This is a genomic window from Stenotrophomonas sp. YAU14A_MKIMI4_1, assembly GCF_003086855.1.
Classification (GTDB): domain Bacteria; phylum Pseudomonadota; class Gammaproteobacteria; order Xanthomonadales; family Xanthomonadaceae; genus Stenotrophomonas.
The window spans coordinates 4,405,221-4,429,124 of the sequence record NZ_CP025998.1 but is presented as its reverse complement, the minus strand read 5'-3'; the positions used below and the strand labels follow the sequence as shown (position 1 = coordinate 4,429,124).

16 protein-coding genes and 1 rRNA gene are annotated in these 23,904 nt (G+C 68.4%); 10 read left to right on the top strand and 7 right to left on the bottom strand.

The window, feature by feature from the left end; all coding sequences use genetic code 11:
* Positions 1–3: 3 nt before the first annotated feature.
* A complete protein-coding gene (locus C1931_RS19950; RefSeq protein ID WP_108757567.1) occupies positions 4–2,160 on the top strand; it encodes a lytic murein transglycosylase in 2,157 nt (718 codons plus the stop codon).
* Between the two features lie 51 nt (positions 2,161–2,211).
* Here the strand turns inward: C1931_RS19950 and C1931_RS19945 are convergent, their stop codons facing one another.
* Entirely contained in the window at positions 2,212–3,420 is a 1,209-nt protein-coding gene (locus C1931_RS19945) for a benzoate/H(+) symporter BenE family transporter (RefSeq protein ID WP_108757566.1), read from the bottom strand.
* Positions 3,421–3,939: 519 nt separating this feature from the next.
* Here C1931_RS19945 and rrf point away from each other — a divergent pair.
* Positions 3,940–4,054 (top strand): 5S ribosomal RNA (rrf, locus tag C1931_RS19940).
* Between the two features lie 348 nt (positions 4,055–4,402).
* Here rrf and C1931_RS19935 read toward each other — a convergent pair.
* The 3 genes from C1931_RS19935 to hemH form a co-directional block, all read right to left on the bottom strand.
* The gene (locus C1931_RS19935) at positions 4,403–6,505 is read right to left on the bottom strand and encodes a methyl-accepting chemotaxis protein (protein WP_108757565.1); all 2,103 of its coding nucleotides are present in this window, start codon (positions 6,503–6,505) and stop codon (positions 4,403–4,405) included.
* A 286-nt stretch (positions 6,506–6,791) separates the two neighbouring features.
* Complete coding sequence (locus C1931_RS19930) at positions 6,792–7,646, bottom strand: alpha/beta hydrolase (protein ID WP_108757564.1); 855 nt, start codon at positions 7,644–7,646, stop codon at positions 6,792–6,794.
* A complete protein-coding gene (gene hemH, locus C1931_RS19925) occupies positions 7,643–8,605 on the bottom strand; it encodes a ferrochelatase (RefSeq protein ID WP_108757824.1) in 963 nt (320 codons plus the stop codon). Before hemH ends, C1931_RS19930 begins: the two co-directional genes overlap by 4 nt.
* Before the next feature lie 162 nt (positions 8,606–8,767).
* Here hemH and C1931_RS19920 point away from each other — a divergent pair, with 162 nt between their 5' ends.
* The 4 genes from C1931_RS19920 to tatC all read left to right on the top strand — a co-directional run bounded on the left by C1931_RS19920 (position 8,768) and on the right by tatC (position 11,162).
* A complete protein-coding gene (locus C1931_RS19920; protein WP_108757563.1) occupies positions 8,768–9,655 on the top strand; it encodes a YSC84-related protein in 888 nt (295 codons plus the stop codon).
* A gap of 74 nt (positions 9,656–9,729) precedes the next feature.
* Positions 9,730–9,957 (top strand): Sec-independent protein translocase subunit TatA, encoded by a 228-nt coding sequence (tatA, locus tag C1931_RS19915; protein WP_108751385.1) that lies wholly within the window; start codon positions 9,730–9,732, stop codon positions 9,955–9,957.
* Between the two features lie 15 nt (positions 9,958–9,972).
* A complete protein-coding gene (gene tatB / locus C1931_RS19910; RefSeq protein ID WP_108757562.1) occupies positions 9,973–10,416 on the top strand; it encodes a Sec-independent protein translocase protein TatB in 444 nt (147 codons plus the stop codon).
* The gene (tatC, locus tag C1931_RS19905; RefSeq protein WP_108751383.1) at positions 10,413–11,162 is read left to right on the top strand and encodes a twin-arginine translocase subunit TatC; all 750 of its coding nucleotides are present in this window, start codon (positions 10,413–10,415) and stop codon (positions 11,160–11,162) included. The genes tatB and tatC overlap by 4 nt, the downstream gene beginning before the upstream one ends.
* Before the next feature lie 46 nt (positions 11,163–11,208).
* On the opposite strand, the gene C1931_RS19900 is transcribed toward tatC, so the two are convergent.
* From C1931_RS19900 to C1931_RS19890, 3 genes are read right to left on the bottom strand one after another with little or no spacing between them, the layout of a single operon-like run.
* Positions 11,209–12,120, bottom strand: a complete 912-nt coding sequence (locus C1931_RS19900) for a BPSS1780 family membrane protein (RefSeq protein WP_108754902.1) — start codon at positions 12,118–12,120, stop codon at positions 11,209–11,211.
* 51 nt (positions 12,121–12,171) lie between these two features.
* Positions 12,172–12,918 carry a glutamine amidotransferase gene (locus C1931_RS19895; RefSeq protein WP_108757561.1) on the bottom strand — a complete coding sequence of 249 codons (747 nt, stop codon included), beginning with the start codon at positions 12,916–12,918 and terminating at the stop codon, positions 12,172–12,174.
* On the bottom strand, positions 12,890–14,725 hold the full coding sequence (locus C1931_RS19890; RefSeq protein ID WP_108754632.1) for a GspE/PulE family protein: 1,836 nt from the start codon (positions 14,723–14,725) through the stop codon (positions 12,890–12,892). Before C1931_RS19890 ends, C1931_RS19895 begins: the two co-directional genes overlap by 29 nt.
* An 83-nt stretch (positions 14,726–14,808) precedes the next feature.
* Between C1931_RS19890 and glyQ the strand changes: the two genes are divergently transcribed.
* The 4 genes from glyQ (at position 14,809) to C1931_RS19870 (ending at position 23,738) form a co-directional block, all read left to right on the top strand.
* Entirely contained in the window at positions 14,809–15,720 is a 912-nt protein-coding gene (gene glyQ, locus C1931_RS19885; RefSeq protein ID WP_049430272.1) for a glycine--tRNA ligase subunit alpha, read from the top strand.
* A 71-nt stretch (positions 15,721–15,791) separates the two neighbouring features.
* Entirely contained in the window at positions 15,792–17,867 is a 2,076-nt protein-coding gene (gene glyS / locus C1931_RS19880; protein WP_108757560.1) for a glycine--tRNA ligase subunit beta, read from the top strand.
* Positions 17,868–18,075: 208 nt separating this feature from the next.
* Positions 18,076–19,872 (top strand): autotransporter assembly complex family protein, encoded by a 1,797-nt coding sequence (locus C1931_RS19875; RefSeq protein WP_108754629.1) that lies wholly within the window; start codon positions 18,076–18,078, stop codon positions 19,870–19,872.
* On the top strand, positions 19,869–23,738 hold the full coding sequence (locus C1931_RS19870; protein ID WP_108757559.1) for a translocation/assembly module TamB domain-containing protein: 3,870 nt from the start codon (positions 19,869–19,871) through the stop codon (positions 23,736–23,738). Before C1931_RS19875 ends, C1931_RS19870 begins: the two co-directional genes overlap by 4 nt.
* Positions 23,739–23,904: the final 166 nt, after the last annotated feature.

Below are 23,904 nucleotides of genomic sequence, written 5' to 3'. Positions count from 1 at the left end.
TTGATGACCACGCTCGGCCTGGCCGCCGCCCTGGCCACACCTGCGCCGCTGCCCGCTGCGCCCGCCACCGATCCGGCGTTTGCCGCCTGCATGCAGCAGCTGCAGGTCAGCGCGGGTCGCCAGGGTATCGCCGCCGATCGCTTCAGCGCGCTCACCGCTGGCCTGCAGCCAGACCCCAGCGTGCTGCCACTGCTGGACGCGCAACCGGAATTCACCACGCCCATCTGGGATTACCTGGCGGCCCTGGTCGATCGCCAGCGGGTGGACGACGGCCGCGCGCGCCTGCAGCAGCACCGTGACCTGCTGCAGAAGATTTCGGCGCAGTACGGCGTGGATGCCGCCACGATCGTCGCGGTGTGGGGCGTGGAAAGTGACTACGGCCGCGTGTTCGGCAAGCGGCCGCTGCTGCAGTCGCTGGCGACCTTGTCCTGCGCCGGCCGCCGCCAACCGTTCTTCCGTGGTGAACTGCTGGCGCTGCTCAAGCTGATCGACCAGGGCGATCTGCAGGCCCAGGGCCTGACCGGTTCATGGGCAGGCGCCTTCGGCCACACCCAGTTCATGCCCAGTACCTATGCGCGCATTGCCGTGGATGGCGATGGCGACGGTCGCCGCGATCTGGTCGGCAGCATTCCCGATGCGCTGGCGTCCACCGCAAACTATCTGCAGCGCGCCGGCTGGCGCACCGGCGAACCGTGGGGCATCGAGGTCCGCGTCCCCGAGGGCTTCAAGGCCACGCAGGCCGGTCGCACCCAGCGCCGGCCGCTGGCGGACTGGCGCGCGGCAGGCGTCACCGCACTGGATGGCAGCGCACTGGCCCCGGCAGGCCTGCCCGCCGATGCGCGTGCGGCCCTGCTGCTGCCAGCCGGGGTGAAAGGGCCGGCGCTGCTGGTGTTCCGCAACTACGATGCGATCTACAGCTACAACGCGGCCGAGAGCTACGCGCTGGCCATCGCCACCCTGGCCGATCGCCTGCGTGGCGGGGCCGGTCTGGTCACGGCTTGGCCCACCGATGATCCCGGCCTGGGCCGCGATGAACGTCGCCAGCTGCAGACCCTGTTGTTGGCACGCGGGCACGACATCGGCAGCGCCGATGGCATGATCGGTACCGCCAGCCGCCGCGCCATCCAGAGCGAACAGCGCCGGCTGGGCTGGGCCACCGCCGATGGCCGCGCCGGGCAACGTATCCTGCGTGCCCTGCAGGCCGAGCCGCGCACCCCCACGGTGCCCAGCCGCTTCAGTCTTCCCGCCAACTACAGCGCCGCGCAGTCGCCGGCCCTACGGAGTCGTTCCAGCGTGCAACAGATACAGGGTGTCAGCAGTGGCCAGTTCCAGGGACTCGATGCCTGGCTGGTGGAAACCCCCTTCGCGACGGCGGCCATCAGCGTGTTCGGTGGTCAGCTGCTGTCGTTCATCCCGAAGGGCCAGACCGACGTGATGTGGCTGTCGCCGCAGCGTGCGGCGCTGCCCACGCCCATCCGTGGCGGCAGCCCGGTCTGCTGGCCGTACTTCGGGCGGCAAGGGCAGGGCAACGACGTGCCCGCGCATGGTTTCGTGCGCACCCTGCCATGGGAACTGCAGCAGGCGCGGCGGCTGGACGATGGCAGCATCGAACTGACCCTGGTGCCGCCGGCGCTGCAGGACCTGGGCCTGCGGCTGTCCATGACCGTGCGCGTGGGGCGCGAGCTGCGCCAGCAACTGGTCACCGAAAATACCGGCAGCACGCCGGTCAGCTTTACCCAGGCACTGCACAACTACTTCCGCGTGGGCGATGCCACCCGCGTGGAGGTCGATGGCGTGGACGGCGCGGATTACCAGGACAAGTTCGAGAACTATGCCCAGACCCGCCGCCAGCAAGGGCCCTGGTCGCTGCGTGACCCGCGCGATCCCGGCCGTAGCGATCGCATCTACAGCCCGGCCGGCGGGCGTTACGTGCTGCGTGACCCGGTGCTGAAGCGCCGCATCCAGCTGCAGACCGAGGGCAGCCGCTCGCTGGTGGCGTGGAATCCCGGTGCCGAAGCGGCCGCGAAGATGGCCGACGTGGGAGAGGGCTGGCGCGAGTATGTGTGCCTGGAAGCGGCCAACGCCGGCCCCGACGTGGTGACCGTGGCGCCCAAGGGCCGCCACGTACTGGTGCAGACGGTGTCGGTGTCGCCGCTGTAAGCGCCGTCCCCGAGGTCCGTTGCCGGGCGGTCCGGCAACGGCCGATCCCGTTCAAGGGGTGCGGCGCGGCCGCAGCACCAGCAGACACAGCGCACCGGCCACCAGCCCCCAGAACGCCGAACCAATGCCGGCCAGGGTGACGCCCGAGGCGGTGACCAGGAAGGTGACCAGCGCGGCTTCGCGGTCGCGCTCCACCGCCAGCGCACTGGCCAGGCTGTTGCCGATGGTGCCGAACAGGGCGATGCCGGCCACGCAGGCCACCAGCTCGCGCGGGAAGGCGGCAAACAGGGCGGCCACCGTCGCGCCGAACAGCCCGATGACGATGTAGAACGCACCGGCGGCCATGGCCGCGGTATAGCGCCGGGCCGGGTTCTCGTGCGCATCGCGGCCCATGCAGATGGCCGCGGTGATGGCAGCCAGGTTCAGTGCATAGGCACCGAAGGGGGCCAGCAGCGTGTTGACCACCCCGATCCAGCCGATCAGCGGGGACACCGGTGCCTGGTAGCCCGAGGCGCGCATCACCGCCACCCCGGGAATGTTCTGCGATGCCATGGTGACCATGAACAGGGGCAGGGCGATGCCGGCCACCGCCGACCAGGACAGGGAAGGCGTGACCCACTGCGGGGTGGCCAACTGCAGGTGTACCGCCTGCGCATGCAGCAGGCCACGACTGGCAGCCAGCGCGATGCCCACCAGCAGCGTGGCGATCACTGCATAGCGCGGGAACAGCCGGCGCCCGGCCAGCCATGTGGCGAACATGGCCAGGGCCAGCACCACCTGGGTGTTCATCGCCACGAACACATCCAACCCGAAGCGCAGCAGCACGCCGGCCAGCATGCCGGCGGCCAGCGCCATCGGCACCCGCTGCATCAACCGGGCGAACACACCGGAGAAGCCCGCCACCATGCCCAGCACGGCGGCCAGCAGGAAGGCGCCGGTGGCTTCAGAGAGCGAAGCCCCACCTGCACCCACCACCAGCATCGCTGCACCGGGGGTCGACCATGCGGTCACCACGGGCACCCGGTAGCGCAGCGACAGGCCGATGCAGGTCACGCCCATGCCCAGACCCAGTGCCCACATCCACGAGGCGATCTGCGCCTGGTCGGCACCGACCGCCTGCGCGGCCTGGAACACGATCACCGCAGAGCTGGCAAATCCCACCAGCACCGTAATGAAGCCTGCCACCACGGCAGGGAAGGAGAGATCGCGCCACCAGGGCGAGTGCGGCGATGCAGCCGGTGCGGTGTGTTCGGTATCCATCCCTGCATACATAGCGCCAGTAGCGCGGTGTGCGCAACGCGAGCGCACGGCTGTCATCAGGATGAAAGAAAAGGGTTGACGAATCCTGCAGGATCTCTAGAATTCGCTCCCTTGCTGCAGCGCGCCACTTCTTCGGAAACGGCACGCGACCAGCAACGCCACCACCGCCGGACGAGATGATCGAACGAAGGTGTTGACGGACTGAAAAAGTCCGGCATAATAGGCGGCTCGCAACGACGAAAGGCCCTCGGGCCCAACGACGAAGCGGCATCGGCAACAACGTCCACTCCGGTGAGGCGGCCTTGAAAAAAGGTGTTGACGAAGCGGAAAAGCCGGCTATAATGGGCGGCTCGCTACGAAGGAAACTTCGCGGCACACGGGAATGGCGCTGAGGCCACTTCCCCTGATCTTTGAAAGTATGCGCAGGTATCTTGTGAAGGCGCCTGCAGGAAGGATGATTGTCCATCTTGCAGACGTTTGATCAAGCAACTATTAATTGTTTTAAAGCAAGAAAGCCTCCCTGGTGAAATTAGCGCTGTGGAACCACCCGATCCCATCCCGAACTCGGAAGTGAAACGCAGCTGCGCCGATGGTAGTGTGGCTCAAGCCATGCGAGAGTAGGTCATCGCCAGGGTTTACTCCCGAAAACCCCGCTGCTCACGCAGCGGGGTTTTTTCTTTGCGCGAAACCAAGCGCCCGGTAGATCCACGCCACGCGTGGATGGAAAGACCTGCCAACCAAGGTTGGCGCCTACCGTAGAGTCGAGCTTGCTCGACTGATCGTGGATGGGTAGCGCCGGGCCATGCCCGGCGGATAGACGTGCCAACCAAGGTTGGCACCCACCAGAGCTGACCCCGGTAGATCCACGCCATGCGTGGATGGAAAGCAGTGCCAACCAAGGTTGGCACCCACCAGAACAGAGCGAGTGCCAACCAAGGTTGGCACCTACCAGGGGCGCGCGGGGCGCGCCCCCGGCCTTGCCTCAGTCAATCAACGCCGGTTCGCGATCGCGGTGGAACACCGCCACGGCGGCGCTCAACGCGCCGGCCTGGGCCTGCAGTTCGCGGGCCGCCGCCGTGGCTTCTTCCACCAGCGCGGCGTTCTGCTGCGTGGCCTGGTCCATCTGCACCACCGTCTGGTTGATCTGCTCGATGCCGCTGGACTGCTCCTGCGATGCACCGGAGATCTCCTGCATCAACTGGCTGACATCCTGCACGCCACTGACAATGCCCTGCATGCGCCGCCCGGCGTCGGCAACCAGTTGCGCGCCTTCGCCCACCTCGCGGCCGGCTTCATCGATCAATGCCTTGATCTCGTGGGCGGCCGAGGCCGAGCGCTGGGCCAGCACGCGGACCTCGCTGGCGACAACGGCGAAGCCACGCCCCTGCTCGCCGGCGCGTGCGGCCTCCACGGCCGCGTTCAAGGCCAGGATGTTGGTCTGGAAGGCAATGCCGTCGATCACCCCGGTAATGTCGCCGATCCGCCGCGAAGCCGCTTCGATCGCCTGCATGGTGTCGACCACGCGTTGCATGGCGCGGTCCCCTTCGCTGGCAACGCCCTGGGTGGACGAGGCCAGTTCGCTGGCCTGCCGCGCGTGGCTCGCGTTCTGTCGCACCGTGGCGGTGAGTTCTTCCATGGACGCCGCCGTTTCCTGCAGATGCGCCGCCTGCCGCTCGCTGCGCTCGGACAGTGCGCCGTTGCCGGCGGCAATCTCGCTGGCCGCGGTGCTGATGGCCGCGGCGCACTGCTGGATGTGGCCGACCATGGAGGAAAGCTGCTGCGCGGTGGCGTTGGCGTCACGGGCGATGGCGGCAAACGCGCCCTGGTAGTCGCCGTGCATGCGCCGGTCCAGATCGCCCTGGGCCAGCGCCGCCAGCATCTGCCGCACCTCTTCCACCGTGCTGCCGACCGTTTCCAGCAACTGGTTGATGCCACCGGTCAGCCCGTCCAGGAAGCTGGCGCCTTCGGCAGGGCGCAGACGCTGGTCGAGATCGCCGGCGGCCGCGGCGCTGACGATGTCGGCCACCGCGTTCTCAAGCAGCAGCTCGTGGGTGCGGTCGTGCCATTCCACCGCGAAGCCCAGGCGCGTGCCCTGCGCATCGAAGACGGGGGTGACGACCTGGGCGAAGTGCACGGGTCCGATGCGGACCTTGCCGTTGTGCGCCACCTGCAGGCCATCGAGGATGGCGCGGATGCGATCGGGGTTGGCATGGAAGCGGTGGATGCTGGTGCCTACCAGTCGTTCGGCGTCGAAATCCGGGAAGGCTTCGCGCAGCGTGGCCTGCTGGTTGCGCAGCAGGGCCACCACCGAGCGGTTCACGTAGCGGATCACGTGATCGTTGTCGGCGATCATCATCGACGTGCGCGAGGCGTCCAGCGCCTGGCGGATCTGCGCGTTCTCGGCGTGCAGGGCCGTGTCGCGGCTGCGCTGCGCCTGCACGTGGCGCGCGGTATCGGCCAGCGCATGGGCCAGGGTGCCGGGCAGGTAGTCCTGCGTGTTGGCATGCGCGGCAAGGTCGGCGCCGGTGGCGATATCACGCGCCAGCGCGGCCAGGCGGCGTGGACCGTGCCCCAGTGCCTCGGTCTGCTGGCGCAGGCGCTGTGCGGCCTGGCCCATCATTACGGCCGCTGCGGCGACCAGCACGGCCTGCGGCAGTGCCGGCAACCATGCACCTGCCTGCAGGGCAGGCACCATCGCGCAAAGCGCGCCCGCCACGCCGGCCGACCACAGCGGGCCACGGTCGCGGTAGGCCAACAGGCACGCCAGCAGCACGCACTGCGGCAACGCCGGGGCCACACCGATGGACGCACATACGGCAGCGACCTGCAGCGACAACAGCACCGCCAGCCCGTTGCGCGCGACCGGTTGGCCCGCAAAGCGCGTGGCCAGCAGCAGCGACGGCAGCCACGCCGCCGCGATGATCGCCGCCAGCAGCGGTGAACCGCGCCACGCCAGGGCCACACCGGTCACCGCCAGGGCGGCACTGAGCAGCAGCAGGCGATGATCGGCGCGGCGCGCCAGCGCGTGCAGATACGGGGGGCGGGCAGGTTTCTGCGCGCGCGGGGGTGGGGGTACGGCAGACATCGGCAACTCCTGGTTCAACGAACAGCAACGGCCCGGCCGAGCGGCACGCGTACATGCGTGGTCACGGCAGGGCAGGAAAGGGGGAGGTGGCGCCTCGGATGGCGCGGAACAGGAACACCGTGGCCACATCCTGTGGATGACGGTGCAGCAGTGCAGACATGCGTGCTTCCTTGCAGAACCGGACAGGCCGCCGGCCCGGGTGGGCAGGCGGAGTGCGGGCGAGAAGGCCCGCAACTGTTCTATCGGCTGCCGCTACGCGCAGTGAAGCGCAACGGCATGCACCGGGTCAGCCGGCGTTGGGCTCGCCGAGGAAGGCGTTGATGACCGCGGCGATCTGCGCGGGGTGTTCCATGTGCAGGTGATGGTTGCCGGCGAACACGGCCAGGCGCCCGTCGCGCAGGTGCTGCAGGCGCTCGCTGCGCATCGGCTCGGGGTAGTACGACTGCGCCGGCGTGGCGTAGATCACCTGGGTGGGGCAGGCAATGGCCTGCAGCAGGTTGTCGATCTGCCCTTCGCTGAGACGGATGGCGGTGGGCAGCATCAGGCGCGGATCGCTGCACCAGCGATAACCGCCTTCCACGGCTTCCACGCCACGCTCCACCAGCAGGCGCGCGCAGCCCTCGCTGAGCTGGTTGGCCATCATGCGTGCGCGCACCGGTGCGGCCAGGTCGGCGAACACCCGCAACTGCTTGCGCGCCAGCGCACGGCTGGCCCGCACATGGTCGCGCAGGCGTTCGGCCGTTTCTTCTTCCGGTCCGCGCAGTCCGCCCAAGGCCTCGATGGCCACCAGGCGCTGCACGCGTTCGCTGACGGCTGCGGTCAGGCTGGCGATGCCGGCACCCATGGAGTGGCCGATCAGGGTGAAGTGATCCCAGCCCAGCGCATCGGCCACGTCCAGCACGTGGGTGATGGCGGCCGGGGTGGTATAGGGCGCGCCGGGCGGCAGGTGCGCACTGTGGCCGTGACCTGGCAGATCGATGGCCACCAGATCCAGCTGCGGCAGGTGTGCGGCCAGCGGGACGAAGCTGGCCGCATTGTCCAGCCAGCCATGCAGGGCCAGCACGCGGGGGCCGGGGCCTGCCTGGCGCAGGCCGGCCACGCGCGCGCCGGCCACGTGCAGTTCGAACGGTTGCAGGCTCATGCCAGCGCAGCCGTGGCCAGCCGGGCCAGGGCGCGGGCGTGGTCGACGCTGGCGTTCAGGCAGGGGATGTAGCGCATCTGCGCGCCACGCTCGGCCAGGGTTTCGGTAAAGCCCATGGCCACCTCTTCCAGGGTTTCCAGGCAATCGGTAGCGAAGCCCGGGCAGACCACATCGATCGTCTTCACCCCGGCCTCGGCCAGCTCCCATAGGCGCGGTTCGGCATAGGGCTGCAGCCAGCGTTCGCGACCGAAGCGCGACTGGTAGCCCAACTGCCAGTCGTCCGCGCCCAGCCCCAAGGCGGCGGCAATGGCGGCGGCGCTGGCTTCGCAGCGCTGCGGATACGGGTCGCCGGCGTCGGCCAGGCGCTGCGGAATGCCGTGGAAGGAAAACATCAGCGTCTGTCCGCGGCCATGCGTGTCCCAGTAGGCGCGGATGGACGCGGCGACCGCGGCCACCCACTGCGGGTCGATGGCGTAGTCCTGCACCAGGCTGATATGCACGCCGGGGTTGCGGCGCTGCCAGTCGGCCACCCGGTCTTCCACCGAGGCAGTGGTGGTGGTCGAGTACTGCGGGTACAGCGGCAGCACCGCGATGCGGCGCACACCCTCGCTGACCAAGCGGTCCAGTTCGCGGGCCAGCGCCGGCTCGCCGTAGCGCATGGCGTGGCGCACGCGCAGCTGCGGCAGCTCGGCCTGCATGGCCTGCGCCAGCTGGCGGGTGTAGACCATCAGCGGGGAGCCCTCGGGCAGCCACACCTGGGCGTACTTGGCGGCCGAGCGGCTGCTGCGCAGCGGCAGGATGAGCCCGCGCAGCAGCGGCTGCCACAGCAGCGCCGGAATCGAGACCACGCGGGGGTCGGACAGGAATTCAGCCAGGTAACGGCGTACGGCGGGAGCCGTCGGCGTCTCGGGCGTGCCTAGGTTGACCGCCAGCACGGCGGTATCGGGTGCGTCGAGCATGGGCACCATTGTCGCCGATCCGATGTGCTGCCGGCATTGCTTCTGCGCATCGTGCCGATCGCGACTGCCGATCACGGCGCGCGCTCATTGGCGATTCATCGCAACACTACTAATTTCAGTCACTTGCTATATCTTCCTATGGACTGACTTCTGGAGCCTGCCATGCGTCGCCCGATCCAAGCCCTGCTGATCGCCGCCAGCCTGCTTTCCAGCCAGGCCATGGCCGGACCGCAGGAAGACCAGCGCGCCCGCAATGCGGTGCGTGTGCTGGCTGAAATCCAGGAAATCCCCGAGCAGGGAATTCCGGACAAACTGCTGGACGAAGGCCGCGCGGTCATCGTCATTCCCGACACGATCAAGGCCGGTCTGGTCATCGGTGGCCGCCGCGGCCACGGCCTGATGTCGGTGCGCATGCCCAACGGCGCCTGGTCGAACCCGGTATTCATCAAGCTGACCGGCGGCAGCATCGGCTTCCAGGCCGGTGTGCAGTCGTCCGACGTGGTGCTGGTGTTCCGCAATGACCGCAGCCTGGACAATCTGGTCAACGGCAAGTTCACCCTGGGCGCCGACGCCGGCGTGGCTGCGGGTCCGGTGGGGCGCAACGCTGCCGCCGCCACCGACGGCCAGCTGAAGGCGGAAATCTGGTCGTGGTCGCGCGCGCGCGGCCTGTTCGCCGGCGTAGCCCTGGATGGTGCGGTGCTGCAGATCGACGATGCCGCCAACCTGGATGCCTACGGCAGCAACACCACCCCGCGCATGATCTTCGAAGGCCGTGCCGTGGGCGCGCCGTCGATGGACGTGGTGGCCTTCCGCGACCGTCTGGAAGAGGCGACCTACGCCGCGCGCAACAACCGCAACGGCAATGGCGCCACTGCCAGCGCACCGCCGCCGCCGCCGCAGGGCAGCCAGCCTGCGCCTGTTCAGGCGCCGCCGGCCGAGGCGACCACCGCGCCGCTGCAGAACGTGCCGCAGAACCCGCCGCCGCAGCAGCAGGGCTTCCAGCCGGTGGGCGACGGTGAAATCCGCACCGAGACGCTGGGCGGCAACTGACTTTCGTCACGCGCGCCGGCTTACGGCCGGTGCGCTATGCTCGACAGCCTGATCACTAACGTAACGAGCGACTTATGGGCAGTTTCAGCATCTGGCATTGGTTGGTCGTGCTGGCCATCGTACTGCTGGTGTTCGGCACCAAGCGCCTGACCAGCGGCGCCAAGGATCTCGGCTCGGCGGTGAAGGAATTCAAGAAGGGCATGCGTGACGAGGACAAGCCCGCCGCGCAGCTGGGCGACGAATCGCGCAGCCAGGACGCCTCGCGCACCGCGCAGGACGAGCACGACCGCACCCCGCGTTGATCCGGAGCGGTCACGGTGTTTGATATTGGCTTCAGCGAACTGCTGGTGATTGCCGTGGTCGCCCTGGTGGTGCTCGGTCCCGAGCGCCTGCCCAAGGCGGCCCGCTTCGCCGGCCTGTGGGTGCGCCGTGCGCGCAATCAGTGGGATTCGGTGAAGCAGGAGCTGGAACGCGAACTGCACGCCGAGGAGATCAAGCGGCAGATGCAGGACGTGCGGCAGAGCATGCAGGACACCGAAAGCCAGTTGCGCGCCAGTGGTGAAGCGGTGCGCCGCGAAGCCACGCAGGCGCAGCAGCACGGCGATGCGCTGGCCGACGAAGTGCGGGCGCCGACACCGGCCGCGGCGCAGACCCCGCCGCATCTGTTGGATACGCCGGCACCCCCGGCAACCCGGGCCGATGCCACGCCCGCGACAGATGCCGCCTCGACGCCGGCCACACCGCCGGAGCGCCAGCCATGAGCGACCAGGACTTCGGCGAAAGCTCGCTGGTCGAGCATCTGGTTGAACTGCGCGCGCGCCTGGTGCGTGCGCTGCTGGGCCTGGGCGTGGTGCTGCTGGGCTTGTTGCCGTTCACCCAGAAGCTGTACACCGCGCTGGCGCATCCGCTGGTATCGCAGCTGCCGAACGGGCAGACGATGATCGCCACCAATCCGGCCGGTGCGTTCTTCGCGCCGTTGAAGCTGACCTTCTTCGTGGCCCTGTTCGTGGCCGTGCCCTGGCTGCTGTACCAGCTGTGGGCGTTCGTGGCGCCGGGCCTGTATGCCCGCGAAAAGCGCCTGGCGGTGCCGCTGCTGGTGTCGTCGGTGCTGCTGTTCTATACCGGCTGCGCGTTCGCCTACTTCCTGGTGCTGCCGGCGGTGTTCCACTTCCTGACCACCTTCAGCCCGGAAGTGATCGCGCTCACCCCCGATGCGAATGCCTACCTGGATTTCGTGCTGGCGATCTTCTTCGCCTTCGGCGGCAGCTTCGAACTGCCGGTGGCGATGGTGATCCTGGTGCTGCTGGGCTGGGTAACGCCGCAGCAGTTCAAGGAAGGCCGCGGCTACGCGATCGTCGGCATCTTCGTGGTGGCCGCCGTGCTGACCCCGCCGGACGTGGTGTCACAGCTGATGCTGGCCATTCCCATGTGCCTGCTGTACGAGCTGGGCATCCACGCCGCACGCTGGCTGGTGCCGTCGTCGGTGGCGAAGAAACCGGCCGCCTGATTCCCGGTAGCGCCGGGCCAAGCCCGGCGTTCGCGTGTGTGTCGGCTCAGGCGTGGAAGACGTCGTTGGCCGGCGGCGTGGCCGGGATCGGCGGCACCGCGCGGCTGCCACGGTGCACGAACATCTGCTTCCAGGCCGCGTACACGGCGCCTACGTACAGCGGCATCAGCACGGTGGTCAGCACCAGCTGGGCGATGAACGCGGCAGCCAGCGGGCCGCCGATCAGCATGGCCAGCTGGATGACGATGACGAAGGCGATGTAGCCGCAGAACAGCGCGATCACGCCCAGCAGCGCGAACACCACCATCGCCCCCAGGTTCTCCACGCAGCCCTGCAGGCTCAGGCGCAGCGCGTGCATGCCGCTCTGCTTGTCGAACACCACCAGCGCCGGCTGGGTGAACATGGCCAGGGTCAGGCCGATGGCGGTGATGAACACCAGCAGCAGCCACAGCGCGATGCGTTTGGCCGGCAGGTTGGCCACCAGGGCGGCGGCATCATCGGGGCTGATCTGCTGCCCGCTCTGGCCGATCTCTTCCATCCGCTTCATGACCTCGCTGAAGGCGGCAAAGCCCTCGCGGCCGATCATCAGGTACAGCAGCACGCCCAGCAGCAGCACCGCCAGCACCTGGATCGCCAGCGGCACCAGCAGGTGGCTGACACGGTGGTCGCGGATCGGCTGCAGCAGGTGCGTGGCCAGGCCGGGGCGGCCTTCGTCGATCTCGCCCACGGCGTACAGCATGCCGCCGAACATGATGGGCGAGATGGCCAGGGTCATCAGCTGCACCGCCAGCCCCGCCGCGCCCGGAATGAGCGTGGACAGCAGGGTGACCACCCAGCTGACCAGCATCCAGGTCAGGCCGATCCGGGCCAGCTGCAGCGGCGCACGCCGGTACAGGGAGAACGTATCCAGCAACCACTGGGCGCCCGCCGAAGCCGGCAGCTTGCGAATCTCTTTCATGGACATCCGGGAAGGACAGTAAGGGGGCCGGGCCGGGGCCCGTGCCGCCGATTATCCCTGTTTTGCCACCGGCTGGGCTGAAGACAGCCGGGCCTGGCGCACGAAACGGCGCAGCAGCTGGCGCGCCAGCGGTGCCGCGCTGACCGCCCGTTCCACGCTGCGTGCGCAGCCGCCGTGGCGGCCGATGCAGTCGGCCCGGGCGCGCACGTAGCCGCGCATGTGGTGGGTGGCGAATTCGGGATGGAACTGCACGCCCCAGGCGTGGCGACCCCAGCGGAAGGCATGGCAGCCATCCAGCGGCGAGCGGGCCAGCACGGCGGCACCTTCCGGCGCACGCAGCACGGTCTGCAGGTGGGTGGCGTGGGCGGCGAAATGGCGCGGCAGCCCGCTGAACAACGGGTCCTCGGCGGCGGCCGGATCCAGCTCCAGTTCGATCGTGCCCGATTCGCGCCCGGCCGGGTTGTAGGCCACTTCCCCGCCCAGCGCATGGGCCAGCAGCTGGTGGCCGTAGCAGATGCCGAACACCGGCACGCCATCATGGGCGGCCGCACGCAGCCAGGCCGCGCTGCGCTCGCTCCATTCGGCACGGTCGGTCACGTAGGCGGCCGAACCGCTGACCAGCACGCCAGCGAACCTGCGCGCGTCGGGCAGGGCGGCACCGTGTTCGACATCGACCACCACGGTCTGCTGTTCTTCCAGACCGGCAGCCACGCGGATCCAGTGCGGAAAGCGCCCGTAACGGCGCAGGGTCGGCACCGGGCGGCCGGTTTCAAGGATCAGGAAGGGCGCTGGATTCATCCGGGGGCGGCAGGACTGACAGGACTTCCTCGATTGTAGTCAGCCCCTGCGCCACCTTTTCAAGCCCAGCCTGGCGCAGGGTTCGCAATCCTTCAGCACGCGCGGCCCGGCTGAAACCGGCCAGATCCATGTCCGCGCGGATCAGCCCACGCAGGCGCGAGCCCAATGGCAGCAACTCATACAGCCCGATGCGACCGAGGAAACCGGTGCGCCGGCACTCCAGGCAACCGACCGGCCGACAGGGCGTGGCGGCATCTGGATATGCTGCATGGCTATCAGCCAGCACCGCCCAATCGGCCGGTCCCAGCGTGTGCGGCTGCTTGCAGTGCGGGCACAGCGTGCGCACCAGGCGCTGGGCCAGGATGCCGTTCACGGTGGAGGCCAGCAGGTAGTGCGGCACGCCGATGTCGAGCAGCCGGGTGATGGCCGAGGGCGCATCGTTGGTGTGCAGGGTGGACAGCACCAGATGGCCGGTAAGCGAAGCCTGCACCGCCATCTGCGCGGTTTCCAGGTCGCGGATCTCGCCGATCATGATGATGTCCGGGTCCTGCCGCAGCAGGGTGCGCACGCCCGCGGCGAAATCCAGGTCGATGTTGGTCTGCACCTGCATCTGGTTGAACTCGGCGGCGATCATTTCGATCGGGTCTTCCACCGTGCACACGTTCACATCGGGCGTGGCGAGCCGCTTCAGGGTGGAATACAAGGTGGTGGTCTTGCCCGAACCGGTCGGCCCGGTGACCAGCACGATGCCGTGCGGGCGCTCCACCAGCGCGTTCCAGCCGGCCGCTTCCTGCGGGCTGAAGCCGAGCTGGTCGATGCTCTTGAAGGCCGCATCGGGGTCGAAGATGCGCATCACGCACTTCTCGCCGAAGGCGGTGGGCATGGTCGACAGGCGCATTTCGACTTCGCGCCCGCCCGGCGATCGGGTCTTGATGCGGCCATCCTGCGGGCGCCGGCGCTCGGCCAGGTCCATGCGCCCCAGCACCTTGATGCGGCTGACCACGGCGGTCATCACCGCCGGTGGCACCTCGAACACCTTGTGCAGCACGCCGTCGATGCGGAAGCGCATGCGCCCCATCTCGCGGCGCGGTTCCAGGTGGATGTCCGAGGCACGTTGTTCGTAGGCGTACTGCAGCAGCCAATCGACAATGTGCACGATGTGCTGGTCGTCGGCATTGACGTCGCCGGTGCGGCCCAGCTCCACCAGCTGTTCGAAGCTGGGCAGGGTGGCGTTGGCTTCACCGCGCACGTCGCCGCGGGCCCCGCGCACCGAGCGGGTCACGCCGAAGAACTCCATGGTGTAGCGGTGCAGGTCCAGCGGGTTGACCACCGCCAGTTCGATCTGGCGCCGGGTCAGGTGCTGCAGGTCGCGGCGCCATTCCTGCGCCAGCGGTTCGCTGGTGGCCACCAGCACCCGCTCGCTGTCCACCGCCAGTGGCAGGAAGCGATGGCGGCGCGCATAGGCGTGCGAGGCCACGGCGGTCACGCTGGCCACGTCCACCCGGGTCGGGTCGATGCGCAGGTAGCGGCAGCCGGTACGCTGGGCCAGCCATTCGGTCAGCCGTTCCAGGCTCAGTTCACCGCCGCTGCTGGCTGCCAGTTTCAGGTTCGACAGCAGCACCAGCGGATGCACTTCGCTGGCATTGCGCGCGCCCTGTGCGGAAAAGCGCACGCGCTCGCGGTCCTGTGGCGCGACCAGGCCATCGGCCAGCACGGCGGCGGCCACCTGCTCGAACTGCAGCCGCCCTGGCGGCAGCGGTACCGCGGCGGAATCACCCGAACTCCCCACCGGCAGCCGGTGATCCATCTGCCTGCTCCTCCCGGGTACGGAATGCCCCGCAGGTCGGCCGTTATACTAGCGCACCCCTCAGCCGGCCAAGAATCGTCCGCATGTCCGCGACCCCGACCGTACCGATCACCTTCCAGGGCCTGATCCAGACCCTGAACCAGTTCTGGGCCCAGCAGGGCTGCGTGCTCATCCAGCCGCTCGACCTGGAGGTGGGCGCCGGTACGTTCCACCCGGCCACCTTCCTGCGTGCGATCGGCCCGGAAGGCTGGAACGCGGCCTACGTGCAGCCCTCGCGCCGCCCCACCGACGGCCGCTACGGCGAGAACCCCAACCGCCTGCAGCGCTACTACCAGTACCAGGTGGCAATGAAGCCGGCACCGGACAACATCCAGCAGCTGTACCTGGATTCGCTGAAGGCGCTGGGCATCGACCCGCTGGTGCACGACCTGCGCTTCGTGGAAGACAACTGGGAATCGCCGACCCTGGGGGCCTGGGGCCTGGGCTGGGAAGTCTGGCTCAACGGCATGGAGGTGACCCAGTTCACTTACTTCCAGCAGGCCGGTGGCCTGGAATGCCGCCCGGTGCTGGGCGAGATCACCTACGGTCTCGAGCGCCTGTGCATGTACCTGCAGAACTGCGACAACGTCTACGACCTGGTCTGGACCTACGGCCCGGACGGCCAGCCGGTGACCTACGGCGACGTCTACCACCAGAACGAGGTGGAGCAGAGCACCTACAACTTCGAATACGCCGACGTGGAAGAACTGTTCCACCGCTTCGATGCGTGCGAGCGCGAGGCGCAGAAGCTGGTGGAAGTGAACCTGCCGCTGCCGGCCTACGAGCAGGTGATGAAGGCCAGCCACACCTTCAACCTGCTGGATGCGCGCCGCGCGATCAGCGTGACCGAACGCCAGCGCTACATCCTGCGCGTGCGCGCGCTGGCCCAGGCGGTGGCCAAGGCCTACTACGAGCAGCGCGAGAAGCTGGGCTTCCCGGGCGCGAAGAAGGCCTGAGGGCCGCGCTTTCCACTACTTCCGGGCGCCGGACGCGTTGCGCGCTGCGCCCCCACCACAGGATTGAAACGATGAGCCAACTGTCCCCCCTGCTGATCGAACTGGGCACCGAAGAGCTGCCCGTGAAGGCGCTGCCGGGCCTGGCCCAGGCCTTCTTCGATGGCGTTGTCGATGGCCTGCGCAAGCGCGGTGTCGAACTGGAGCTGGGCGATGCACGCCCGTTGTCCACCCCGCGCCGCCTGGCCGTGCTGCTGCCCGGCGTGGGCCTGGAACAGCCGGAACAGCGCAGTGAAGTGCTGGGCCCGTACCTGAACATCGCGCTGGATGCCGAAGGTCAGCCGACCAAGGCCCTGCAGGGCTTCGCGGCCAAGGCCGGTATCGACTGGACCGCGCTGGAAAAGACCACCGACAACAAGGGCGAACGCTTCGTGCACCGCGCCGTGAGCCCGGGCGCACGCACCGCCGCGCTGCTGCCGGAGGTGCTGCGCGAGGCGATTGCGGCCATGCCCATTCCCAAGCCGATGCGCTGGGGTGACCACGACTGGGGCTTCGCCCGCCCGGCACACTGGCTGGTGCTGCTGCACGGTACCGATGTGGTCGAGGCCGAACTGTTCGGCCTGAAGGCCGACCGCATGAGCCGCGGCCACCGCTTCCACCACGACAAGACCGTGTGGCTGAGCCAGCCGCAGGATTACGTGGAATCGCTGCGCGCGGCCAAGGTGCTGGTCGACCCGAGCGAGCGCCGCGAGCGCATCGTGGCCGAGGTCGAGACCGCTGCGGGTACTGCCGGCGGCAGTGCGCGCATCACCGAGGACAACCTGGAGCAGGTGGTGAACCTGGTCGAGTGGCCGTCGGCCGTGCTGTGCAGCTTCGAGCGCGCGTTCCTGGCGGTGCCGCAGGAAGCGCTGATCGAGACCATGGAGATCAACCAGAAGTTCTTCCCGGTGCTGGATGACAGCGGCAAGCTGACCGAGAAATTCATCGGCATCGCCAACATCGAATCGAAGGACGTGGCCGAAGTGGCCAAGGGCTACGAGCGCGTGATCCGCCCGCGTTTCGCCGATGCCAAGTTCTTCTTCGACGAAGACCTGAAGCAGGGCCTGGAAGCGATGGGAGAGGGCCTGAAGACGGTGACCTACCAGGCCAAGCTGGGCAGCGTGGCCGACAAGGTGGCACGCGTGGTGGCCCTGGCCGAGGTGATTGCGCCGCAGGTGGGCGCCGAGGCGCTGCTGGCCAAGCGCGCCGCGCAGCTGGCCAAGAACGATCTGCAGTCGCGCATGGTCAATGAATTCCCGGAACTGCAGGGCATCGCCGGCCGCCACTACGCCGTGGCCGGTGGCGAATCACCGGAGGTGGCGCTGGCCATCGACGAGGCCTACCAGCCGCGCTTCGGTGGCGATGACATCGCGCTGTCGCCGCTGGGCAAGGTGCTGGCCATTGCCGAGCGCGTGGATACCCTGGCCGGTGGTTTCGCCGCGGGCCTGAAGCCGACCGGCAACAAGGACCCGTTCGCCCTGCGCCGCAACGCGCTGGGCCTGGCCCGCACCATCATCGAAAGCGGTTTCGAGCTGGACCTGCGCGCGCTGCTGGCCAGCGCCAACGCAGGCCTGGCCGCGCGCAACGTGCAGGCCGACGTGGGTGAGCTGTACGACTTCATCCTGGACCGCCTGAAGGGCTATTACAGCGATAAGGGCGTGCCGGCCACCCACTTCAACGCCGTGGCCGAACTGAAGCCGGCCTCGCTGTATGACTTCGACCGTCGCCTTGACGCAATCGGCACGTTTGCCGCGCTGCCGGAAGCCGAGGCGCTGGCCGCAGCCAACAAGCGCATCCGCAACATCCTCCGCAAGGCCGAAGGCGACATCCCGGGCCAGATCGATGCCTCGCTGCTGCAGGAAGACGCCGAGCGCGCGTTGGCCGAGGCCGTGACCGCGGCCATCGACGACACCGGCGCCAGCCTGCACCACAAGGATTACGTGGCCGTGCTGGCGCGCCTGGCCCGCCTGCGCCCGCAGGTCGATGCCTTCTTCGATGGCGTGATGGTCAATGCCGAAGACCCGGCCCTGCGTGGCAACCGCCTGGCGCTGCTGACCCTGCTGGGCGAGCGCTTGGGCAAGGTGGCGGCGATCGAGCATCTGTCGAGCTGACGGGGGCCGCCCCCCCCATCCACGCATGGCGTGGATCTGCCGGGACCATCCACGCATGGCGTGGATCTACTGGAACAGGTAGCGCCGGGCCATGCCCGGCGTTGTCGTTTTCGTGCCGATGATGCGCACAAAGGCGCGCATTTTGACTGCCACTTAACAACCGATCCCGATTCGCGCGCTGCATTTCGCATCGTCACGCGCGGTCGGTATGCTGTGCCGCATGCAGCCAAAGAACTACGCCCTGCCCCTGGTGCTCCTGTCCTTCGCCGTGGCCTCGTCCGCCCACGCGCGCGGCACCATCGACAAGGTGGAAATCAAGGGATTGGACAAGGGCGACGACGCCGAGATGATCGAGAACATCGAGGTCTCGCTGTCGCTCTACGAAACCATCGGCAAGGAACAGGGCGAATCGCGCCTGGAATACCTGCTGTCGCAGGCCGAGCGGCAGACCCGCCAGGCACTGGAACCCTTTGGTTACTACAACCCGGTGATCACCGTGGAGGCGCCACGCCAGGACGAACACCTGCGGGTGGTGATCCACGTGGAAAAGGGCCCACCGGTGACCGTGCGCCGCGAGCACATCGACATCACCGGCCCGGCCACCTACGACCAGTACCTGCAGGATGACCTGGCCGCGTTCAAGCCGCGCAAGGGCCAGCGCTTCGAACATACCCAGTACGAAGCCAGCAAGATCACCGTGACCCGGCGCCTGGCCGAGCGCGGCTATTTCGATGCCGACTACACCCAGCGCCAGGTGCAGATCACCCGCGCCGAGAACGCCGCCGACATCGACCTGACCTGGGACAGCGGCCGCCGCTACAACATGGGCCCGGTGCGCTTCGAGCAGGATTACTTCGTCGACAAGCTGTTCGACCCGCTGGTGTACTGGGAACAGGGCAGCTACTTCCACGAAGGGAAGCTGGACCGCCTGCGCGAATCGCTGACCAAGCTGGACTACTTCAGCGTGATCGACATCCAGCCGCGGCCGGACCAGGCCGACGACAACGGCGAAGTGCCGATCGACGTGAAGCTGACCCGTGCCAAGCGCACCATCTACACCGCTGGTCTGAGCTACGGCAGTGAAAGTGGCGCCGGTGTGCGCGGCGGCGTGGAGCGGCGGTTCCTGAACAGCCGCGGCCACAAGATGAACACCCAGCTGGACTATGCGCAGAAGCGCAAGAGCCTGGTCAGCACCTACCGCGTACCGGCGTTCAAGTGGCTGGATGGCTGGTATGGGCTGACCGCCAGCGCGTATGACGAGCAGACCGACTACATTGATCTGCGCAACTTCAAGCTGATCGCCAGCCGCAGTGGTGAGATCAACGAACACTGGACGGCCATCGCCTCGATCAACGCGCTGCGCGAGCGCTGGCGCTACGCCTCGGGCACCGAGTTCACCGACGCGGTGTACAACACCTCCACGCTGGTCTATCCGCAGCTGGTGGCCGACTACGTGAACGTGGACGATGAACTGTTCCCGCGCAGCGGCGTGAGTGGCAGCGCCACCCTGCGCGGCGGCGTGGAGGGTGCGGGCTCGGACACCAGTTTCGTGCAGGCCAACCTGCTGCTGCGCTGGTACATCCCCATCGGTGAAAGCAACCGCCTGATCCTGCGTGGCGAAGGTGGCACCACTTGGACCAGCGACCTGGTGGCCATGCCGCCCAGCCTGCGCTTCTTCGCCGGTGGCGACCGCAGCATCCGTGGCTATGCGTTCCGCGAAGTCGGCCCCCGCACGCCGGCGCCGGACAAATACGCGCTGGGTGCGAAGAACCTGGTGATCGGCTCGGCCGAGTACGAGCACTATTTCAACGGCGGCCCGTGGGGTGCGGCGGTATTTGTCGACACCGGCAGTGCGTTCGACAACACCATTGACCTGCACACCGGCGTCGGCTTCGGCGTGCGCTGGAAATCGCCGGTGGGCCCGGTGCGCGTGGATATCGCGCACGGCCTGAACAATCCGGATTCGCAGTTCCAGCTGTACCTGAACATCGGAGCGGACCTGTGAGCGCGCCCACGCCGAATCCGCCTGCGGGCAGCCCGCCGCCGCGCGTGCGTTTCTACCGTCGCCGCCGTTTCTGGGCGTGGTCGGGGGTGGGCGTGCTGGGCCTGGTGCTGCTGGCCCTGCTGGCGGTCTACTGGCTGCTGCAGACCGTGGCCGGCCGCGACGTGCTGCTGGCACAGGTGGTGGCGCGGCTGCCGGTCGGCGCCAGCTTCACCTGGGACAAGGTGGAGGGCCCGGTCGCCGGCCCACTGACCCTGTACAACGTCGATTTCCGCTACGACGACATCCATTTCCACGCCGAGCGTGCGCACCTGGAACCGGACCTGCGCCCGCTGCTGGGCCGCAAGCTGCTGCTGGACCGGCTGGAGCTGACCAACGCGACCTTGAACCTGGCCAAGAGCGATGAGCCGTTCGAGATGCCGTCGTGGCCCGATTCGCTGCCGCAGATCGAGATGCCGCTGGCCATCCAGGCCGATGTGATCGCCATCGACGGCTTCCGCATCACCCAGGCCAACGAGCCGCTGATCGACATCGCCCGCGTGCGCGGCGGCATCGAGATCGCCAATGGCGAATTCCAGGCCCGGCAGCTGGTGGTGGACAGCGACATGGGCGATTTCACTGCCCAGGGGCGCTACATTCCGGCCAAGGATTACGACACCGACGTGACCGTGACCGCCGTGCTGCCGGCCCCGCGCGGTCGCACCGCCGCCACCCTGGGCCTGGTCGCGCGCGGCAACCTGGCGCACATGGAAGTGGGCGTGGCCGGCCGCGCGCCCAAGCCGTTGCGGGCCATGCTGGTGTTCGATGGCCGCACCGATCCGACCTGGAGCGCCAGCGTGCGCAGCGATGAGCTTGATCTGGCGCTGCTGTCGCCGGCGCTGGCCGCATCGGCCATCGCACCGCTGTCGCTGGATTTCACCGCCGCCGGCAAGGGCGGCCAGGCCAACCTGCACGGGAAACTAAAGCAGGGGGCGCAGGAAGTGGAGCTGGCGCCGTCGGTGGTGTCGCTGCAAAACCAGGTGCTGAAGGTGTCGCCGCTGGTGGTGAAGGGCCTGGGCGGTGAAGCCCGCCTGCAGGGCACCGCCGATTTCAGCAACCCGGATCAGCAGACCCTGAATTTCTCGGTGATCGCGCGGAACCTGACCTGGGTGCCCGAGCCCGACCCGAACACCGCCGGCAGTGCGCCGGTGCCGGTCACCCTGCAGGAAGCGCGCTTCGGCCTGGCCGGCACGCTGAAGGCATGGGCGGCCATTGGCCGTGCGCAGATCGAGCGCGAGCAGAAGCGTGCCGACCTGCGCTTCGATGTGCGCGGCAACGACCAGTCCGCTTCGATCCGCGAACTGGTGGCGCAGACCCCCGGTGGCCAGTTGCAGGTGGAAGGCCAGGTGGCCTGGGCACCGCAGTTGGACTGGGATGCCAAGGCCAGCCTGAAGGACTTCGATCCGGGCTACTTCCTGCCGGGCTGGGACGGTCGGCTGTCGGGCAACCTTGCCTCGAAGGGCCGCCAGGTGCCGCCGCCGGCCAGCGCTGCCGCGGGTACGGCGCCCACCCTGGAAGCCACCGTCGATCTGCCTGCACTGAAGGGCACCCTGCGCCAGCGCAATGTGGATGCCAAGGGCAAGTTCGCGCTGCAGGGCGCACAGGGCCAGGGCGAACTGGCCCTGGCGATCGGCAGCAGCCGGGTCACCGCCAAGGGCAAGGTGGGCGACCGCCTGGATATCGATGCGCGCTTCGAGCCGCTGCAGTTGAGCGATCTGCTGCCCGGCGCCGATGGCGGCCTGCGCGGCCAGGTGCAGGTGACCGGCCCGCGCGATGCGCCGGACATCCGTGCCGATCTGGTGGGCAACAACATCAACTGGGACGGCTACGGCGCGCAGAGCCTGAGCATCCAGGGCAACCTGCCGTGGCGCGGCGACGCCGGCCGCCTGTCGATCCAGGGCCAACAGGTCAACGCCGGCATGCTGCTGGAACGCCTGGCCGTCGACGCGCAGGGCAGCGTGTCCAACCTGCGCCTGAGCGCGCAGACCCACAACGAACTGGGCGCGATCGACCTGCAGGGCAGCGTGCGCCAGCAGGGCGAGCAATGGCGCGGTGAACTGTCCACCCTGCGCATCGCGCCGGTGAAGGGCGATGCCTGGACGTTGCGTGCACCGGCCGCCTTCGCGGTGAACGGCGGCACCTACACGCTGGCCGACACCTGCCTGGCCGCGGCCACCGGCGGCGCCCTGTGCGCGCAGGCCAACTGGCCGCGCGAAGGGCTGGTGGTGCGCGGTGATGCCTTGCCGCTGTCGCTGGTGCAGCCGTGGCTGCCGCCGCAGTCGGGGCGCCGCATCTACCTGCGTGGCGAACTGACCCTGGATGCGCAGATCCGCCCGCGCGGCAATGCCTGGGAGGGCCACGTGGAAGTGCGCTCGCCGGAAGGTGGCGTGCGCCTGGGCGAGAACCGCAACACCGGCACCGGCGCCAATGCCAACCGCGGTGAGCTGGCGCGCTACGACCAGTTCTCGGTGAAGCTGGACATGACCCCGGCCAGCATCAAGGGCTACCTGGGCCTGGGCTTCCAGGGCAACGGCTTCGTCGATGCGAAGTTCCAGACCGGCTGGGAGGCCAGCGCGCCGTTGAACGGCGAGCTGTACCTGAACATGTCGCGGCTGTACTGGCTGGAGCTGTTCTCGCCGGACATCGTGCGCCCCACCGGCCTGATCGAAGGCCACGTGAGCCTGCGCGGCACGCGTGGCCAGCCGTCGCTGGGCGGCGACGCGCAGCTGAGCAACTTCAAGGGTGAATTCCCGGCGCTGGGCCTGACCCTCGACCAGGGCAAGGGCAGCTTCATCGCCCAGCCCGATGGCTCGGCCAAGATCACCGCGCAGGCCAATTCGGGGCAGGGCACGCTGTACGTGGACGGCGGTCTGTCCTGGTTCGGCGATGCGCAGCCGCTGCAGCTGAAGATCCATGGCGAGAACGTGCTGGTGTCCAACACCAGCGAACTGCGCATCATTGCCAACCCGAACCTCGATTTCACCCTGGCCAAGGCCGCGATGGAACTGCGCGGTACGGTGCACGTGCCCGAGGCCGACATCGACCTGGAACGCCTGGACCGCGGCACGTCGGTGTCCGAAGACGTGGTGGTGCTGGACCCGGCCGATCCGGAGGAATCGCGCACCTCGCCGCTGGACATGGACCTGACGGTCAGCCTGGGCGACAAGGTGAAGATGACCGGGTTCGGCCTGAAGGGCGCGCTGACCGGCAAGATGCAGGTGTGGGCGCGGCCGGGCCGCGAGATGACCGCCAATGGCGGCCTGGAAGTCAGTGGCCGCTACAAGGCCTATGGCCAGGACCTGACCATCACCCGCGGCAACCTCAACTGGAACTACAACGCGGTGTCCGACCCGCGCATCAACATCCGCGCCGAGCGCCGCATTGGCGATGTCACCGCGGGCATCGATGTGACCGGGCGCGCCCAGCAACCCCGTGCCGATGTCTGGTCCGATCCGGCCATGTCGCAGTCCGAAGCCCTGGCCTACCTGGTGCTGGGCCGCAGCCTGACCAATGCCAGCAGCGACCAGACCCAGCAGGTCACCGCCGCCTCGGCCGCGCTGTCGGCCGGCAGCGGCCTGCTGGCCTCGCAGCTGGGCGCCAAGCTGGGCCTGGATGATGCCGGGGTCAGCCAGTCGCGCGCGCTGGGCGGTTCGGTGATTGGTTTTGGCAAGTACATTTCGCCCAAGCTGTACGTGGGCTACGGCGTATCGATGGTCGGCAGCGGTTCGGTGCTGACGCTGAAATACCTGCTCAGCCGCGGCTTCGACGTGGAAGTGGAATCGAGCACGGTGGAAAACCGCGGCTCGCTGAACTGGCGCCGGGAGAAGTAGAGCCACGCCATGCGTGGCTGCACCGGCGCCACGCCATGCCGGGGGGCAGATCCCTTTCAACGAAAGGGCTCTGACCCCAAGTGCAACGCCGCCACCCAACCATCGGCCGTTGCCCCGGCCTGCCCCAGCGGCTATGGTCCCCGGCTGTTCTGTATTGCCGGAGTGC